Source organism: Sphaerochaeta pleomorpha str. Grapes, assembly GCF_000236685.1.
Lineage (GTDB): Bacteria > Spirochaetota > Spirochaetia > Sphaerochaetales > Sphaerochaetaceae > Sphaerochaeta > Sphaerochaeta pleomorpha.
In genome coordinates this window covers 1,078,608-1,094,446 of the sequence record NC_016633.1, presented here as the reverse complement: position 1 = coordinate 1,094,446, position 15,839 = coordinate 1,078,608, and the positions used below count along the sequence as shown (strand labels likewise).

At 46.4% G+C, this 15,839-nt stretch carries 19 protein-coding genes; 6 read left to right on the top strand and 13 right to left on the bottom strand.

The genetic code is table 11. From position 1 onward, the window contains the following. Positions 1-84: 84 nt before the first annotated feature. The 10 genes from SPIGRAPES_RS04935 to SPIGRAPES_RS04880 form a co-directional block, all read right to left on the bottom strand. The gene (locus tag SPIGRAPES_RS04935; RefSeq protein WP_014269670.1) at positions 85-660 is read right to left on the bottom strand and encodes a hypothetical protein; all 576 of its coding nucleotides are present in this window, start codon (positions 658-660) and stop codon (positions 85-87) included. Positions 661-1,232: 572 nt separating this feature from the next. Then, the gene (folK, locus tag SPIGRAPES_RS04925; RefSeq protein ID WP_014269669.1) at positions 1,233-1,691 is read right to left on the bottom strand and encodes a 2-amino-4-hydroxy-6-hydroxymethyldihydropteridine diphosphokinase; all 459 of its coding nucleotides are present in this window, start codon (positions 1,689-1,691) and stop codon (positions 1,233-1,235) included. Next, the gene (gene folB, locus SPIGRAPES_RS04920; protein WP_014269668.1) at positions 1,678-2,058 is read right to left on the bottom strand and encodes a dihydroneopterin aldolase; all 381 of its coding nucleotides are present in this window, start codon (positions 2,056-2,058) and stop codon (positions 1,678-1,680) included. The genes folK and folB overlap by 14 nt, the downstream gene beginning before the upstream one ends. Before the next feature lie 5 nt (positions 2,059-2,063). After that, the gene (gene folP / locus SPIGRAPES_RS04915; RefSeq protein WP_041385010.1) at positions 2,064-2,882 is read right to left on the bottom strand and encodes a dihydropteroate synthase; all 819 of its coding nucleotides are present in this window, start codon (positions 2,880-2,882) and stop codon (positions 2,064-2,066) included. 31 nt (positions 2,883-2,913) lie between these two features. Further along, positions 2,914-3,393 (bottom strand): HD domain-containing protein, encoded by a 480-nt coding sequence (locus tag SPIGRAPES_RS04910; RefSeq protein WP_014269666.1) that lies wholly within the window; start codon positions 3,391-3,393, stop codon positions 2,914-2,916. A 24-nt stretch (positions 3,394-3,417) separates the two neighbouring features. Beyond that, the gene (gene folE / locus SPIGRAPES_RS04905) at positions 3,418-4,014 is read right to left on the bottom strand and encodes a GTP cyclohydrolase I FolE (protein ID WP_014269665.1); all 597 of its coding nucleotides are present in this window, start codon (positions 4,012-4,014) and stop codon (positions 3,418-3,420) included. Between the two features lie 299 nt (positions 4,015-4,313). Beyond that, positions 4,314-5,948, bottom strand: a complete 1,635-nt coding sequence (locus tag SPIGRAPES_RS04900; RefSeq protein WP_014269664.1) for a cation:proton antiporter — start codon at positions 5,946-5,948, stop codon at positions 4,314-4,316. A gap of 13 nt (positions 5,949-5,961) precedes the next feature. Next, on the bottom strand, positions 5,962-6,408 hold the full coding sequence (locus SPIGRAPES_RS04895; protein WP_014269663.1) for a PTS sugar transporter subunit IIA: 447 nt from the start codon (positions 6,406-6,408) through the stop codon (positions 5,962-5,964). A 192-nt stretch (positions 6,409-6,600) separates the two neighbouring features. Beyond that, complete coding sequence (locus SPIGRAPES_RS04885; protein WP_014269662.1) at positions 6,601-7,128, bottom strand: NUDIX hydrolase; 528 nt, start codon at positions 7,126-7,128, stop codon at positions 6,601-6,603. After that, entirely contained in the window at positions 7,125-7,613 is a 489-nt protein-coding gene (locus SPIGRAPES_RS04880) for a prolyl-tRNA synthetase associated domain-containing protein (RefSeq protein WP_041385008.1), read from the bottom strand. The genes SPIGRAPES_RS04885 and SPIGRAPES_RS04880 overlap by 4 nt, the downstream gene beginning before the upstream one ends. A 342-nt stretch (positions 7,614-7,955) precedes the next feature. Here SPIGRAPES_RS04880 and SPIGRAPES_RS04875 point away from each other — a divergent pair, with 342 nt between their 5' ends. From SPIGRAPES_RS04875 to SPIGRAPES_RS04850, 6 genes are all read left to right on the top strand, one after another. Beyond that, complete coding sequence (locus SPIGRAPES_RS04875; RefSeq protein WP_014269660.1) at positions 7,956-8,513, top strand: HNH endonuclease signature motif containing protein; 558 nt, start codon at positions 7,956-7,958, stop codon at positions 8,511-8,513. Positions 8,514-8,531: 18 nt separating this feature from the next. Then, entirely contained in the window at positions 8,532-9,161 is a 630-nt protein-coding gene (locus tag SPIGRAPES_RS04870; protein WP_014269659.1) for a DNA-3-methyladenine glycosylase family protein, read from the top strand. A gap of 145 nt (positions 9,162-9,306) precedes the next feature. Next, positions 9,307-9,537: a helix-turn-helix transcriptional regulator gene (locus tag SPIGRAPES_RS04865; protein ID WP_014269658.1), complete on the top strand. Its 231-nt coding sequence runs from the start codon at positions 9,307-9,309 to the stop codon at positions 9,535-9,537. Further along, the gene (locus tag SPIGRAPES_RS04860; RefSeq protein ID WP_014269657.1) at positions 9,534-9,860 is read left to right on the top strand and encodes a HipA N-terminal domain-containing protein; all 327 of its coding nucleotides are present in this window, start codon (positions 9,534-9,536) and stop codon (positions 9,858-9,860) included. Before SPIGRAPES_RS04865 ends, SPIGRAPES_RS04860 begins: the two co-directional genes overlap by 4 nt. Next, positions 9,860-10,819 (top strand): HipA domain-containing protein, encoded by a 960-nt coding sequence (locus SPIGRAPES_RS04855; RefSeq protein WP_014269656.1) that lies wholly within the window; start codon positions 9,860-9,862, stop codon positions 10,817-10,819. Before SPIGRAPES_RS04860 ends, SPIGRAPES_RS04855 begins: the two co-directional genes overlap by 1 nt. Before the next feature lie 49 nt (positions 10,820-10,868). After that, the gene (locus tag SPIGRAPES_RS04850) at positions 10,869-11,747 is read left to right on the top strand and encodes an alpha/beta hydrolase fold domain-containing protein (RefSeq protein ID WP_014269655.1); all 879 of its coding nucleotides are present in this window, start codon (positions 10,869-10,871) and stop codon (positions 11,745-11,747) included. A gap of 26 nt (positions 11,748-11,773) precedes the next feature. On the opposite strand, the gene SPIGRAPES_RS04845 is transcribed toward SPIGRAPES_RS04850, so the two are convergent. Genes SPIGRAPES_RS04845 through SPIGRAPES_RS04835 form a run of 3 tightly spaced genes read right to left on the bottom strand, consistent with a single transcriptional unit; the run spans position 11,774 to position 15,805 of the window. After that, entirely contained in the window at positions 11,774-13,519 is a 1,746-nt protein-coding gene (locus tag SPIGRAPES_RS04845; protein ID WP_014269654.1) for an ABC transporter ATP-binding protein, read from the bottom strand. Next, positions 13,509-15,254 (bottom strand): ABC transporter ATP-binding protein, encoded by a 1,746-nt coding sequence (locus tag SPIGRAPES_RS04840; RefSeq protein ID WP_014269653.1) that lies wholly within the window; start codon positions 15,252-15,254, stop codon positions 13,509-13,511. Before SPIGRAPES_RS04840 ends, SPIGRAPES_RS04845 begins: the two co-directional genes overlap by 11 nt. A 2-nt stretch (positions 15,255-15,256) precedes the next feature. Continuing rightward, positions 15,257-15,805 carry a Chromate resistance protein ChrB gene (locus SPIGRAPES_RS04835; RefSeq protein ID WP_014269652.1) on the bottom strand — a complete coding sequence of 183 codons (549 nt, stop codon included), beginning with the start codon at positions 15,803-15,805 and terminating at the stop codon, positions 15,257-15,259. Positions 15,806-15,839 lie beyond the last annotated feature (34 nt).

Here is a 15,839-nt window from a genome sequence, read left to right as displayed (position 1 = left end):
ATGCGCAAGATGGTTGTTCCATATGCCCTGCCTTGTTCTCAGCCAATGTTGGCTCTTCTTGTTCAGCCTTTGCGGCTGTCGTAATCAGTCTAGATCTGCCCTGAAGCTTATTGAACAAAATTTTGAAGAGAGTGCATTGCTTTCAAGACCAATGACTTGATCATGAGGAGCGAAACGATAGCCGGAAAGGATGAGAATCTTAAAGGATTCAAAGAAGTTCAATGCAAACCCTGTGGCTATGCTGCTATAGAAATAATACGAGAGCTCAGGATAGTTTGCTGTTGGCTCGAGATTGCCGATGATCATCTGTCCGAGACTGGCTTGTACCATCGGATTGAAGGTGGCATCCTTGAAGAGCGTCAGGCTGGTCTTGATCCCGGTCATCAGTGCAAATGCGTTGTCAGTGTCGGTAATATTGGCAGTGCAAGAAAAATGGGGAAAATCAGAGAGAGGCTGGGCCAAAAGGAATGTTTCAATGGTTGTCCTTGACCCAAGTGGTGTTCCTAGGGAAAGTTCGAAAAAAGGAATTTTTTCTCCATCAATTTTCGCTTCACCTTTGCTAAAGCCAAGGTAGGGCTCCCAGGTTACTGCAGCATTAACGCTAGAGAGGGCAATAACCAAGAGCAGGAGACAGACAATACTTTTTTGTGCTGTTTTCATAGTTTTTCCTATACATTGTTAAATTCGAAATGAATACTCATCCCTTGCTTGTCTGCAAGAACTTTGCCAAGTATGGAGATGTAGGCAGGAATTGATAAAACTCACTAGGTATTTAGAAAAATCCATTTCATAGGATGGTTTAAAATGCCATATGCGGGTAGTTTTACCACCAAGTATGGCTAAAATCCACTTTGCCAACAACTTCAGTACGATGTTGTTGCTGAATAATCTTCATCTCCTGTGTGATTGCTCTGTAGCCTGATAGTAGCAACCGAATCGGCAGTACCCTGTTCTAACAAACCTGTGGAAAACTGAATGTCGAGTTGGAAACCCATGCTAGGTTCAATCGACTTTCTCGGTATTGCAGAAAGACTGTAAGGGGGACTGATGTTCTGTGTATATTTGTAAGCGCTCAGTGTCAAACCCTGAGATATGCATCTTTTCTTTGTTGTTCCACTGAGCTATTTTACTTCGCTGTATAGCAACCAAAGGGTCGAAAACAGGTAATCCGGCAAGATTTTTTCTTATTCCCATCCATAATCTGTTTCTGGGAGAACCGAAAGATAGTTACTTTACAGAAGATCTTTGATTGTTTTCTTTTTGACCGGGTGCAGGGCTTTTGGAGCGATCTCGCACAAGGGTTTCATGACGAATTCCCTTTCAAGCATCCTTGGGTGGGGGATTGTCAGCTTCTCATCTTCCAGGATTAGATCCCCGAACAACAGGATATCGACATCGATTGTCCTTGGTCCCCAGTGGATGATGCGCTTACGTTTCAACGCCTGTTCTATCTCGTTGCACACGGAAAGCAGGGCATACGGGTCCAAGGTAGTTTCTATTTCCACGACTGCATTGAGGAAATCAGGTTGGTCGGTATAGCCGACCGGTGCTGTATTTATAAAAGTCGAGACGGTTGTAACCTCGATCCCCTCTGTCAGGGAGAGCATTTTTAAGGCGTTTCTCAAATGTTCTTCCCTGTCCCCGAGGTTTGACCCCAAGGCAAGGTAGGCTGTCATTTTACAGCCAGTCATGTTTGTCTTCCTTCTTGCGTTGTAGTTCTACAGCCGCATATTTGAGATGATGGCCCATGGGAGCCCAAGGTTTTTTCAACCGCACCTTTATTTCCTCAATCAGTGGATATGTCTTGAAAAGATGCTCGATAACCTGCAGGGCTGCCGCTTCGATAAGACTGTAGGTTTTTGCCTGCAACACGTTCTGGACTTCGTCACAGACCTCAGCATAGCTGATAGTTGCATGCAAATCATCTGTTTTGGCAGCCAAATCAAGGTCTGCGCCAATCTCAATCGATATGATGAACATCTGACCGATAGCTTTCTCTTCCTGGGCTACCCCATGGTGGGCATAGACTTGTAAATCCTCGATGATAATTTTATCCATAGACCCTACCTTACTATTCTGTCCGTCATCGTTGCAACCCTAACGTTCTGCAACACATCATGGACTCGTACGATGTCAACACCCTTCATAATCCCGATTGAGGTAACTGATAAGGTTCCTTCGAGCCTGTCTTGGACTTCCAGACCCAGTATCTTGCCGATAAAACTTTTACGAGATGCCCCTAGGAGAATGGGATACCCCAAGGTCTTGAACATTTCCAGGTTTCGCATTACCTGAAGGTTCTGTTCCCAGGTTTTTCCAAACCCGATACCTGGGTCGAGGATGATGTGTTCATCACGAACACCAGCCTGAATGGCGAGTTCTATGCTTTCTTCCAGGTCAAGGAGAATGTCCTTGATAAGGTTGTCGTAATCTGTGTTGGGGCGGTTGTGCATGAGGCATATAGGAACATTACAGGAAGCGACAACGCTGGCCATTTCTGGGTCTTTTTTCAAGCCCCATATATCGTTGATCATATGGGCTCCGGCTTTGACAGCATACTCTGCAGTCTTTGCCTTGTAGGTATCCACTGAGATCGGGATGGTGCTTTGCTTTGACAAGCGCGCGATTACAGGGATAATCCTCTCGATCTCTTCATCTTCAGGCAAGGGCACCGTTGTCCCCGGCCTGGTAGACTCTCCACCGATATCGATGATGTCTGCTCCCTCACTCACCATCTGGAGGGCATGGTCCACCGCAATTTCCCTATTGGAATAGCGGCCTCCGTCTGAGAATGAATCAGGAGTTACATTCAAGATGCCCATGATATAGGTCCTTTTCCCCCATTCCCATGTTTTGTCTGCCATCGTTATGCTCGTGTTCATATATATCCTTTTCAAATATGCTGCCCTTGCGTCAGTATTGCAACGCAGGTTTCTTTCCATCCGGAAACCTCTTGCAACCTTTCAGACTTTTACATGAAATACAGGGCCTGCAGGCCTTGTCGCTTTCATACAACACCTCACCGAGCAGGGATTTTTCCCCATCTTTTGCTCGGTGCGTTCGAATGGCACAGAGGATGCTAGCGGTAGTATCCTTATCAAGTCCAATATCTGAAAGGATTTGTCCGGCTAGAACAGCTCCCTCTTCTGCATGGTCGCTCCCCAGTGCATACTGTTTCCACTTTGCAATATCATGAAGCAATGCCGTGGCATAGAGCAGGTCTTTGTCAATTGATAGATGTCTTTCCAGAACTATGCAGTAGGCCACTCTTGCCACATCAAGGGCATGCTGATAGTCATGCTTGCAATACACCCGGTCTTTTTCTGCCTCTGCATTCAGTTCAAGATAGGCCCAGAACTGGGGATGGGCAAGGATTTTTTCCACGGTTTCCATATACATCAGCCTCTCTCTAGTGGGTTAGACCTCTTTTCTGTACAGAAGCATAAGCTTGTTCATGAAGTTCTGGTCAGTATGGAATCTTCCCCGCAGGGTTGTCGTCGCGGTTACCGATTTTGTGTTCTTTATTCCCCTGGTGGTAATACACGCATGTTGTCCTTCGATAATGACAGCAACATCCTCGGAACCTGTGACTTTCTGTATGACTTCGGCAATATCAGACCCGATCCTCTCTTGTAGTTGCAACCGTTTGCTTACCATGTCCACAATCCTTGCAATCTTGCTCAGTCCAAGGATCTTTCCATTAGGGATATAGGCAACAGAGGCTTTCATGTTGTACATCAATGCCATATGGTGCTCACAGAAACTGAACAGTTCGATGTCTCTCATCATAACAATTTCGTTGTTGCCTTGAGCAATATAGAGATCCTCTTCAAACGTCTTGTCAAACATCTTTGCTATATCGTCGTTTGAATACTGAATCCCCTCGAAAAGTTCCTCATACATGTGGGCAACACGCTTTGGGGTTGCCTTAAGGCCTTCCCTGTCGGGGTTTTCTCCCAAAGCCTGTAGAATGCCCCGTATATGTTCTTCTATCTTAACTGTATCTATTGCCATGCAAAACTCCCCAATACACAAAGGCTTTGTATGCCAGTTTTCCCTATTTTCCCCGTTTGCTTGCAGAATTCCAATCCCTTCGATTCGAAATTGCAGGTTTAGTATGAATAACCTTTGGTATTTTCTGGCATCTAATGCTTTGTCTCATCATAGTCTTTGGCTCATATTCGTCAAGGGGGATAATCGTAAAGACTTCCTCATAAATGAATAGGATAGGATGTTCTTTTTAGAAAAGAATCCCCCTGCACTGGCAAGGGGAGAGGGTAAAGAGACAATAGGCTCTCAGGCAATCGTGTCGATTATACCTGCTTGCCCTGTTTTGCATCTTCTTGGGCGAACATTTCGATCAAGAGGTTTGCACCCATCATATCGGGACTTTCCATCGACTTGATGCCGTCGAGGAAGCCTTGGAAGTCAACCAAGGTCTCTGAGAGCATCAGCCTGACAAAATCCTCGTCCTCCCGTTTGCAGTTCGTTTCCAGTTTTGTTTCGAGGCTCTTGATGGTAAATATGGTAGCTTCCTTGCGAATCTGCCATACCTTGACGGTGCCTTCCAACCGTTTGATGAAAAACCCTTCGGACCTGAATCCTTCGGTAATCGAGCGACGGACGAAATCGGCTGCACGCTCTGTGGGGAATTCAAGTTCAATGGTGACGATATCTTCTTCTTCGGCATGTTCAAGGGATTTGCGGTACCCTGAGGCGCCTCCCTTGAAGGCAAAGACGACCATGGGTGGGGCTGCTACCGAGGCTAGGAGCATGGTTACGACCGCGACCCCGAACATGTCTTCGCCGATGGCTCCCGAAGCCAATCCGATACCTGCAACGATCAAAGTGACCTCACCACGGGGAAGCATGCCTGCCCCGATCCTGAAAGCCCCACGGATATTGAAACCCGCGAACAAGGCAGGGAGCCCGCATCCGAGTAGTTTCCCGATAAAGGCAACGATGGCAAAGATAAGCCCAAAACCCAAAACCGGCTTGATCATGGCAAAGTTCACCATCATGCCCATCACTGCAAAGAACATGGACACAAAATAGTCGCTTACCGCATTGATACGCTCGGAAATCTCAAAGGATACATCAGTCTGGGAAAGGGCCAGGCCCATGATGTAAGCTCCGATGATCATTGCCAAACCGACCATCTCTGACAATCCTGCAAGCAAGAGGGCGAGACCAAAGGTTATCTCGGCAATCAGTTCCAACGAATTGAACCGTTTCAGCGAGCGGGTGATATGGGGCGCAATGAAAATGCCCACGACCATACAAAGAACCCAGAACCCGATGGCCTTTCCTGCCACGAGTCCGATTGTATGCCAGGCTATGGTTCCCCCGTTCTGCTCCACCGTTGCAATTCCGACTACAATGGAAAGCAGGATGATGCTGATGACATCGTCCAGCACCGCGGCTGCAAGTATGGTTACTCCTTCCGGGGTAGAGATTTTCTTTTTCTCATTCAAGATCCTTGCGGTAATCCCTATTGAGGTTGCCGTACAGATGGTTCCCAAAAACAACGCTTCGGGGTCCATAATCGAGTGAATGGCAGGAACCAGGAGCACGGTGATTCCCGCTCCCAGGAAAAATGATACGATTACTCCGCCGAACCCAACGATTGAGGCTTTTCCCGAGAACCTTATAAAGGTAGGGAGGTCTGTCTCGAGACCTGAGGCGAACAGCAAAAAGATTGAGCCGATCGTAGCAAAGCCATATAGTTCGACTGATACCGGAATAGGTCCAGAGACCATGGGGAACATAGGTCCAAGCTTCCCCAGCGGAATGGCTCCTAGCATGAATGGCCCAATGATCATGCCTGCAATCAATTCTCCCAGTACCTTTGACTGTTTCAGTTTTTTTGAAAAGAACCAGCCCATAAATTTTGATGCAAGCAGGATTACTCCCAGTTGCATCACCAACAACATCATTTCTTCAGACATTAGTGTTTTTCTCCTACAGACCGAATACTGCCAAGACTTCTTGCGGCGTTTTTGTTTCAAGCAAACGCCTACGGGTATCGGCTGTTTTGATGACTTTACTGATCTCGGCAAGGAACTGCACATGCGGTCCTACGCGGTCTATGGGGGAAACCGTCATAATAAAAATGGTACTCGGTTCCCCGTCGAGGGCTTGGAAATCGGCACCTTCTGGTTTTAAACCGATGCAAGCTACCAGGTTTTTAACTGCCTTGGTTTTTACGTGGGGAATGGCAACTCCATGCTGAATTCCTGTAGACATCTCTTTTTCCCTCACCATAATCCCGGAAAAAACAGTTTCTACATCGGTAATTTTTCCATTTGCGACCAGAACTTCCAACAGTTCCCTGATTATCTCTTCCTTGGTTTTTCCCTCAAGATGCATTTTGACGAGGGCAGGCGATAATATGTTTTTCAATTTCATACTACTTGTGATACCACTGTTTAGGAGTTCCCTCAAGGAAAAGATGCAAAAACCGTATGAAAACAGGGGGTTTTTGCAGTTCTTAGCAGTTTTTTACCCTCTGGTGGAAGTGGTTGTCATCAATTGCTTCCCCAGGGAAGGAAGCAGAGCCCCCCTTGAAGGAGGTGTTGGAAAGGAGGGAACCCGGTTGTGCTAAAGAAAGTTCTTTTCCTTTGCCAGGGCATAGGCGCAGAGGGTTTTTGCATCGGTTATTTTGCCTGTGAGCAACAGTGACCGGAAAGAGGAAAGGCTCATCCATTCTGCTGTAAGTATTTCGTCGAAATCGAGGTCTTGTTTTGAGAGGACGATGTCTTTGGCAAAATATAACCAGAGTTTTTCATTGAGGATCCCGGGTGATGGATACACATGGCCGAGAAACGTCCAGTCGTTGGCCAAAACCCCCACTTCTTCCCGCAATTCCCGTTTTGCACCATCTAAAGGTGTTTCATTCGGTTTGTTGTCCAGCTTTCCTGCCGGTAGCTCAAGCGTCTCCTCCCCGATGGCAAAACGATTTTGTTTTACCAGGGCAATCTGGCGGTATTCGTTCATTGCCAGAATGACAACCCCTCCGGGATGGTTGATAAGGGGGAATTCACACAGCATTCCATTGTCCAGCTCGAGTTTCACAGCATCGATGGTATAGGAGGTGTCTTGATAAATCCGTTCTTTTTTTGCGTTCATTTCAAATCCATATATTGTATCGGAGTCTTATGCTCGACAAGGATCCGTACCAAGTCTGAAAACATAAATAGTACCGAAGCTGTATTTTCATTGGGATGCACCCCAACCAGCTCAGTATCGGTGAATCCTGAATCCAGCACCACTGTTACTTCTCGCTTCTCATCGTTGAGTATTCCCAAGGGGGTTACCGAACCTGGCATAAGACCCAGTTTGTCTTGTAACTGCTGGTGATTTGCAAAGCTCAACCCACCTGCTACCCCTAGTTTGATCGAGAGCAGCTGCAGGTTGACCGGTTTGTCTCCTTTTACACAGAACAAAAAGAATTTTCTGCTTTTTCGGTCCCGTAAAAACAGGTTCTTTACGTGTGTACATCCAAGGTTCAGATTCAATGCTTCCATTTCCGCCATGGTGTAGGCAGCCTGGTGATGTACCAGACGATACGCTATGGATAAGTTCTGTAATGTCTGTTCGATAAGTTCTTGCATGAAGGTAAGTATAACAGAAACACAGAGAAGATGCAGTACTGCTGAGGGTAAAGCCAGGGCGGGAAAGATGCTTGGAGAACCATTGGGTAGATAGGAAAAATTTGCTTTTGAACATATTGTTATTCGTATATTTGGGTGATGCACTGTTCTAAATTGATGTTCAACGCACCTAAAAAATTCCAGAAAGGTTTTTAGAGTAAATTGCACTCAAGCAAGCCTCTTTGTAGGAACCTCATGCTACCTTATTTATTTTGCTAAAACGAAAGAAAAGTCCCTAAGAATTCCTACATAAACCAAAAATTAGGGATATACTCGAATCTACATAAGAAACGGGAGGCCAGTATGCCCGATCGGGAAGTCACGACGATCAAAGAACTCATTTTCTATCAGTATGCAAAGATCATTGCCAGCTCTGCCTTTGGGCCGGAGTCAAAGAAACAAGCCTACGGGTTTATCAAGAAAACGTTTCGCGCTTTGCGTGACGATGAGAAAAAGTGGTCTGATATCCTGCGCGAAGACAGGCAGATGCTTGAAACTGAACATGTTTGCGCATACTGCGGTTCTCCAGATCACCTGGCCTGGGACCATATCGTCCCAAAGTCTCTGCTTATCAAAAAAACCTGTGGGACATGCGACCATATACAGGGAATCCATAATCAGATCTGGGCCTGCAAGAGTTGCAATTCCAGCAAGGGGACCAAGGGCCTCTACCATTTCATGAAAGAGTTGCATCCCGATGCAAAGCCCTTCAGCGATGTCGTTCCCCCCTTGTTGGAAAAGAAATATCTAAAGACCATCTATCTATGCCACCAATGCAATGGGACACTCGACTGGGACGGGGATGGAAAACTGGATGTGTTTGCCCTCGATTTTCCCTGCGGGCGAATCGTAAAAGAATAATAGGGAAAAGGGAAGAAAATGGTCGAATATAATCAAAGCTCTGAGGAAATACAGTACCTGTGCAATAAAGACCCGATCCTCGCAAAGGGAATCGAACGGGTAGGGAAGCTTTCCTATACCACTTCTGAAGAAGGACTTACTTTTGTTGTGGGCCTTGTTATCTCTCAGATGCTCTCCTCCAAGGTTGCCGAGGTAATTGAAAAGCGGTTTCAATTGCTTTGCAATTACAATTTGACCACTGAGACGATAAGCAGCCTCGAGATAGCGCAGATGCGTTCTATAGGACTTTCGAACAGGAAGGCGCAGACTATCAAGGATGTAGCGCTCTATTGCCAGGAGCATCCTTCCTTCTTTAAGGAGCTCGCTACCTGTTTGGACAAAGAAGTGATAAGTCGGTTAACCTCTCTTAAGGGAATCGGTCCCTGGACGGCCAAGATGTACCTGATCTTTGCGCTCGACCGGATGGATGTCCTTCCGTATGAGGACGGTGCGTTTCTGCAGGCCTATCGGTATCTGTATAAAACCGAAGATCTTTCCATTTCCTCTATAACACAGCGTTGTGCCGTGTGGCATCCCTATGCCTCGGTAGCCTCAAGATACCTGTACCGGATGCTTGACCTTGGGTATACCAAAGAAGCTTTGCAGTAACACTTGTTTCTCCAAATGGCGTATTTGTTCATAAAAGTATGCCCTATCGGGTATAGATCTCCTTGTATTTTAAGAATTGTACCCTTTAGGGTATAATATATATAATATATAGACAGATTATACTCGAAAGGGTATAATATTACCTATGGAAAATAGTGGTCGTAACCCAATCGGGACTTATATCAAAGAAGAACGCAAAAAAGCCGGATTGACCCAGCAGGAATTTGCCTTGCGTTCTGGGCTTGGACTCAGATTCATCCGTGACCTGGAGCAAGGAAAGGAAACGGTACGATTGGACAAGGTGAATCAGGCTTTGTCTATGTTCGGCAGTAGGGCTGTTCCTGGGAGAATGCCGAAGGAAGGGGAAGGCCTATGATTTCTACGTTTCGACAGGGAAATGTATTCTTTGATGGGATTTTTGCAGGAGTTATAGCTGAAACGGAAAAGGGCTATTCCTTCTCATATGCTGCTTCCTATCTTTCCGGACCTGTTCCACATCCGGTCAGCTTGACGCTTCCGTTGCAGGGAGAAGCGTTTACCAGTACTGTCTTTTTCCCTTTCTTCGATGGTCTTATTCCCGAGGGGTGGCTTTTGGAAATATCATTGGAGACTTGGAAACTCAATCCAAGGGACAGAATGGGATTGTTGCTAGCCACCTGTAAGGATAGTATCGGGGCGGTTTCAGTGGAGGCTATCTGATGCAAAGATGTCTATATTGTGGGAAGCCCTTAGAAGTGGATACCTCAAACCAGTGGCATGGTGCCTGTAGTAATAAATTTTTCGGTACGAAAAACATCCCTGAGTTGGAATTGTCAGAAACCATGATTGAGGATCTTGCAAAGAAATCCACTGGAATGGGAATCACTGTTCCCGGAGCCCAGAAAAAGCTTTCCCTGCATTTGCTTGATGGCAAAAGAGGCAATCCCTCTCGTTTGACGCTTGTAGGTGTACCTGCAGGGTACATTCTAAAACCAAATTCGGTAGATTTTAAGGAACTGCCCCAGGCGGAGGATTTGGTTATGCGGATGGCAGATGTTGCCGGTATACAAACTGTTCCGCATGCAATGATGCGACTTTCTGACGGTAGTCTAGCCTATATAACCAAGCGAATAGACAGGCGGGTAATCCAAGGCAAAATACACAGGATTCCAATGGAAGACTTCTGTCAACTCTCATCTCGTCTAACAGAGGATAAATACAAGGGTTCCTATGAGCAATGCGCAAAGATTGTTTCCCGGTGGTCCTACCGTCCGAATCTTGATCTTGCCAATTTATATTACCTTCTTATATTTTGTTTCATGACAGGAAATTCCGATATGCATTTGAAAAATTTTTCATTGATAGCCGAGGACTTTGAAAAATATGTGCTTTCCCCCTTCTATGACTTATTGCCCGTACAACTGATCATGAGCTCTGACAAGGAAGAAACAGCGCTTACCCTAGGGGAAAAAAAAGCACATCTTAACCGACTTGATTTCTTGAAATTGGCTCAGAATTTTCATTTATATGACAAGGTAGCAGTAAATCTTATAAACCGTCTCCTTGGTCTTGAAAACGAATTCATAGAAACCATCGAAACAAGTTTTGCATCCGAAACGCTCAAAGAACGCATGCGAAGTCTTCTTTCCGAGAGATTGTCAATTCTTGGCCAAACCTAGACGATAGCAAATCAAATGCCTATGATTAGGAAAATAGGGGATAGGAAAAATGAGTGCGACCACCGATGTAGCCCAGTCCTTTTTAAAACTGATAAAAGGCAAAGACCTTGCATCCAGGCTTTATAAGAATCCTCCCCGGGGAAACGGGGTGATGGATGCTAGACATTTTAAATCTGGTTTTACCCTCGATACCTTTGAAGCCCAGGGAAAATGTGTTACGACGGTCAGCGGAAAAGCTCCCGATGGCAGGCACCTGTTATTTTTTCATGGAGGATCGTATGTAGTTGAGGCCTCGGCCTTCCATCGCAGGCTTATCCGGGCCTTGGCCAGTAAGTACCCTTTGACCATTTCTTTCGTCGATTACCCCCTAGCCCCTGAAAGTACCTGGAAAGCAACCAAAGCCATGGTTCTTGAAACATACCGGGAGGTTGTCCGTAGGTATCCTGACCATACGTTCTTCCTGTTTGGTGATTCTGCCGGGGGTGGTTTGGCCTTGGCTCTTTTACAGGCACTCAGAGATGAAAAAATTGTGCCATTTCCCAAAAAGACAGTCCTGTGTTCCCCTTGGCTCGATCTAGCTCTGCAAAATAAACAGATTGCTGACTATGATCCGATCGACCCCGTCCTTTCTGTCGAGGGCCTGCGGTATGCTGCAAGCCTGTACAGCGGAGGGGATGATTTGTCGATTCCTTTTCTTTCCCCTCTTTTTGGCACCCTGGACAATCTGGGGGAAATCCTGCTCTATGCAGGAACCCATGAGATTTTCTTTCCCGATTGCCTGCTCTTGCAGGAAAAGGTTGGAAAAGCCAAAGATTCCTCACTCTCCTTGGTGCTCGGTGAAGGTTTGATGCATGACTGGGTGTTGTTTCCTTCCAAGGAAGCGAAGGAAGTGCCCGCGCAGATTGACGAATTCTTGTCCTATGATTGAAAGGAGGGGATACCTCTTTTTTTGGATTACCTTCCTGTCAGCTTCTCCAGCTCCCTATGGCTTCTGAACCAGTCGTCTTCCTCCATGAGCTTTTGAGGCGAGCCGCTGTTCTTTACCTTACCTTTTTCCAGGATGACCATGGTGTCACAGTCGACTAGGGAGGAAAGCCTATGGGAAATGGAAAGCACCGTGTGCTCCTGGCTGGTTTTCTGCAGTACGGCAGTAAGCTTTGCCTCGGTTACCGAATCAAGGTTTGCCGTTATCTCGTCAAGCAGGAGAATCGGGGGGTCGGTCACAATTGCCCTTGCAATCGCAAGCAACTGTTTCTGACCCTGGGAAAAGAGGGAGTTGTCACTAACCGGGGTGTCGATTCCTTTTTCCAGCGAGTGCACATATTCTGTAAGATCGACCACCTCGAGGGCCCTTTCTATCTGTTCTTTGGTAATGGAAGGGTCTTTCAGGCTGATTTGTTCCCCAATGGTTCCCACAATGATCTGGAAACCTTGGTCGACATATCCGAAAAGCTTGCGCTTCTCGCTATTAGGAATTGCATATACGTCTACCCCGTTGATGGTTATGCTTCCTTTGGTCGGTTTGAGCAAACCCAGAACCAGCTTGAACAATGTCGATTTTCCGACTCCGGTCCTGCCAACCAACGTGACCTTTTCCCGATCCTGTATGTTCAAAGAAATGTCTTTAAGGATTTCAACGCCCTTGTCATAATGGAAACTGACATGGTCGAATACAAGGTTAGCCGTAGTTTTCTGTGAGAGAATTGCCTTGGCTGTTATGGTGGTATCCTTGCTGTCGTCTTCCTTTTCCCTGTAGAACTCATCGACACGTCGGCTGCCTGCGATTGAAGACTGGATATTCTGCAGCTCCATGCCAAGGTTCTCAATCGGAATGAAGAGGTTTGATACCAGGTCGATGGAAGCCGCCACCATTCCCAGGGTAATGCCTAAAAAGTGTAACTCTTTTGAAGAAAGGACCACAATGAGTGCTATGACCAAGGCCCTTGTAATCTGGATGATCGGGGGGAAGACAGAATCGAAGAAATTCACCTTTTCGATTGTCTTGAAGTTTTGCTGCAGATACTTGGTATAGGTCTCTTCCATATAGCGCTCTTTGCTATTGCTTTTGATCATGAGCATGTTCTTGATGCTTTCACCGATATGGTTGTTTACCCTTCCGATTACCCTGCGATTTTCCAATTGGGCTTTGAGCATGCTTTTCTGGAAGAGGCGCGAGATGAGAAAGATTACCGGTAGCAATACCAGGACAATAAGACCGAGCTGGCTGCTGAACAACCAGATGGAAATTACAATCCCAATAATCTTGAAACAGTCGATTGCCAGTCCCACAATCCCACTTGAGAACATGGCATTGATCGAATCCACATCATTGGTAAACCGTGAGACGATTTCCCCGGCGTTCTGGGACGAGAAATAACTTGCAGGGATGGTTTCCAGTTTATCCATCATCTCGGAACGGATTTCCTTGGTTATCGTCTGTCCCAGAACCGTGATAACCGCTTCCTTGGTGAAATCGAACAGTCCGATGCAAAGCAGGGCACCCAGGTAGAGCAGGGCCAAGGCAAGCAACCCTTGCGGAACCTTGGGGACGAGATTCTTGTCGATGACCAGTTTCAAAACCTGCGGAGGAACCAGGCTTGCGAAGACTGTTCCGAAGATGGCAATTACCAGGACTAGGCAGGTTCCTTTTTTGGCTTTACAGACGTTGATGATGGAATTCTTGACCAGACTAGCTTTCATTTCTCTCATCTCCCTGGGTATTCTGCAACTGATAAATGGTTGCGTAGAATGGTGAACGTTCCATCAGTTGGCTGTGTGTCCCGTATTCTGTGTTGTTGCATCCTTTGATAAGAATGATCCTGTCCAACGAGCTGAACCAAGCGAGGCGATGCGAAATGATAAGGATGATGCTGTCTGTATATCGTCGTTTGAGATTTTCAATGATGGTACCTTCTGTTTTCCTATCCACTGCAGAGAAGGGGTCATCAAGAATGATGAGTTTCTTTTTATCCAGAAGTGCCCTTGCCAGGGCGATTCTTGCCATCTGTCCGCCGCTGAGCCGGATGCCGTTGCTGCCTACCAGCGTGTGGATTCCGTCTTGCATGCTGGAAAGGTCTTCCTCGAAGCAGACATCCTGCAAAACCTGCGAGATGTCTTTCTTGCTTCCCATGGTGATGTTGTTGTATATGGAATCGGAGAGTAGCTGGCTCTGATGCCCCAGATAGGAAATCATCTGGCTTCTCTGGGCCTCCGTGTAGTCTCTCAGTTCCTTGCCGTCGATCTTGATAGTTCCCAAGTAGGGGTAGAGGCCAAGCAAGGCCAAGCCCAAGGTTGATTTCCCTGAGGCAACTGGCCCTGTTATCCCGATAATTTCACCGCTTCTGGCACAGAAGCTGAGATTCTGTAACACGGCATCATTGCCGGTGGGGTAGGTGAAGCCAAGGCCAAGGACTTCTAGTTTCGTTTGCAACGTGTCTTCGATTTGAACCGCTTCTTTGGTTTGGTATTCACCGAGGAACGGTTTTATCCGTTTCCAGGAAATCTGTGATTTCTGTACGGAATTGAACAGCTTGGCAGCTTTGCTTGCCTTTACCGCCAAGGCTCCAAACATGGTCATATAGGTTACGAATACCCCAAGGGTCCATTCGCCGCTAATGACTTTGCCACCGCCAAGGTAGAGCACAGTGACCACCCCGATCATTGCAATGATGTTGTAGATAGGTTGCATAGTATTTTCCAGGATGCTTGCCTTCGTTGCTTTCTTGCGTAAATCTTCCAGTTCTGCAGCATACCTGACTGCATTGGCCCCTTCCATGCCATTTGCACGGTACATAAGTACATTCTCCAGAGAGTCATACGTAAGGCTTGCGATTTCACTGCTTTTTTGCCGGTAGGCCAGAGAATACCTGTACATGAGGGTTTTGAGCTTCTCTGCAATGAACATTGCAAGGGGAATGAACAGGCAGGAAAAAAACGTTACCTTGTAATCATATACGAACAGGGAGACAAGGTAGGCGGTCATCAACACCCCGGTATCGAAGATTTCGGTAGTGAACTTGCGCATGCCCTCGACACACAGATCCACATCTGAAATTGCCCGGGTCATGAGATTCCCTGCATTTTCCTTTTCCAACTCAGTCATGCTCTTATGCATGATGTTGTTGTAGACCATCAGGCGCATGGTAGCACTGGTGTTGTTGGCAAAACGACGGATGAAAAAGCGTTTGTAGTACCGCAAAAGCTGGATGGTTACGACCAAGAGGATGAAAGTTGCCGCAAGCTGAAGCAGTGCTTTCAGATTATTACCTTGGACAATCGCATCGATGAGTTTCCCTTGGTAGATGGGCCCTAGGATTGTCAAGGTGTTGAAGGTCAGCCCGAAGAAGACGATGCATGCGACAATCAGTTTTTCTTTTTTCCAGTAGTTGAGTATCTTTCCCGGTTCCTTGATTGGTGCTATAGGTAACCTTGCCATTTTCAGATCGCCCCTTCTTCTTCGGATGAGCTATAGACTTTTGAGCTGAACTCCTCAAGCAGTTGCTGGCATTTGCCTAATTGCTGTTTTGCTTGGAGGCCTACCGAAGAGGAGAAGAAATCTCTTTCAAGTATTTTCTGGAGCCATTCACTGAGTTTCTTGTATTCCTCTTCGTTTTCTTCCAGTTCCCCAAAGGAAAAATTTTCAATCGTTGTCTCTTTTTCTATCTCATCGGAGAAATCCTCGCATTTCTCCAAGAACTCCGTATATTCCTCATTTCTGGCGGAATTGAAGAGTTCTATCACGTCCGGGGCATTGATTTCCTTGATGAACGTTGCTGTAAGCAGAAAGGCTGTTCCTTTGTTCTGGGTGATTTCCTCACTGATCGCGGTGAAAAACAAAAGATGTGGATCACTGACCGGTAAAATCCACATGGATTGCCCGATGTTAATCGAACCTTTTTTTTTCAATTTTCTCCACACGCTTACCCGGACCCGGGAAGGTTCTTTAGGGAGTGTAAAATTGAGCAAGAGCCATTGTTGATCTTCCATTGTATTGTACCCTTTATTTATATGTAATACCTGT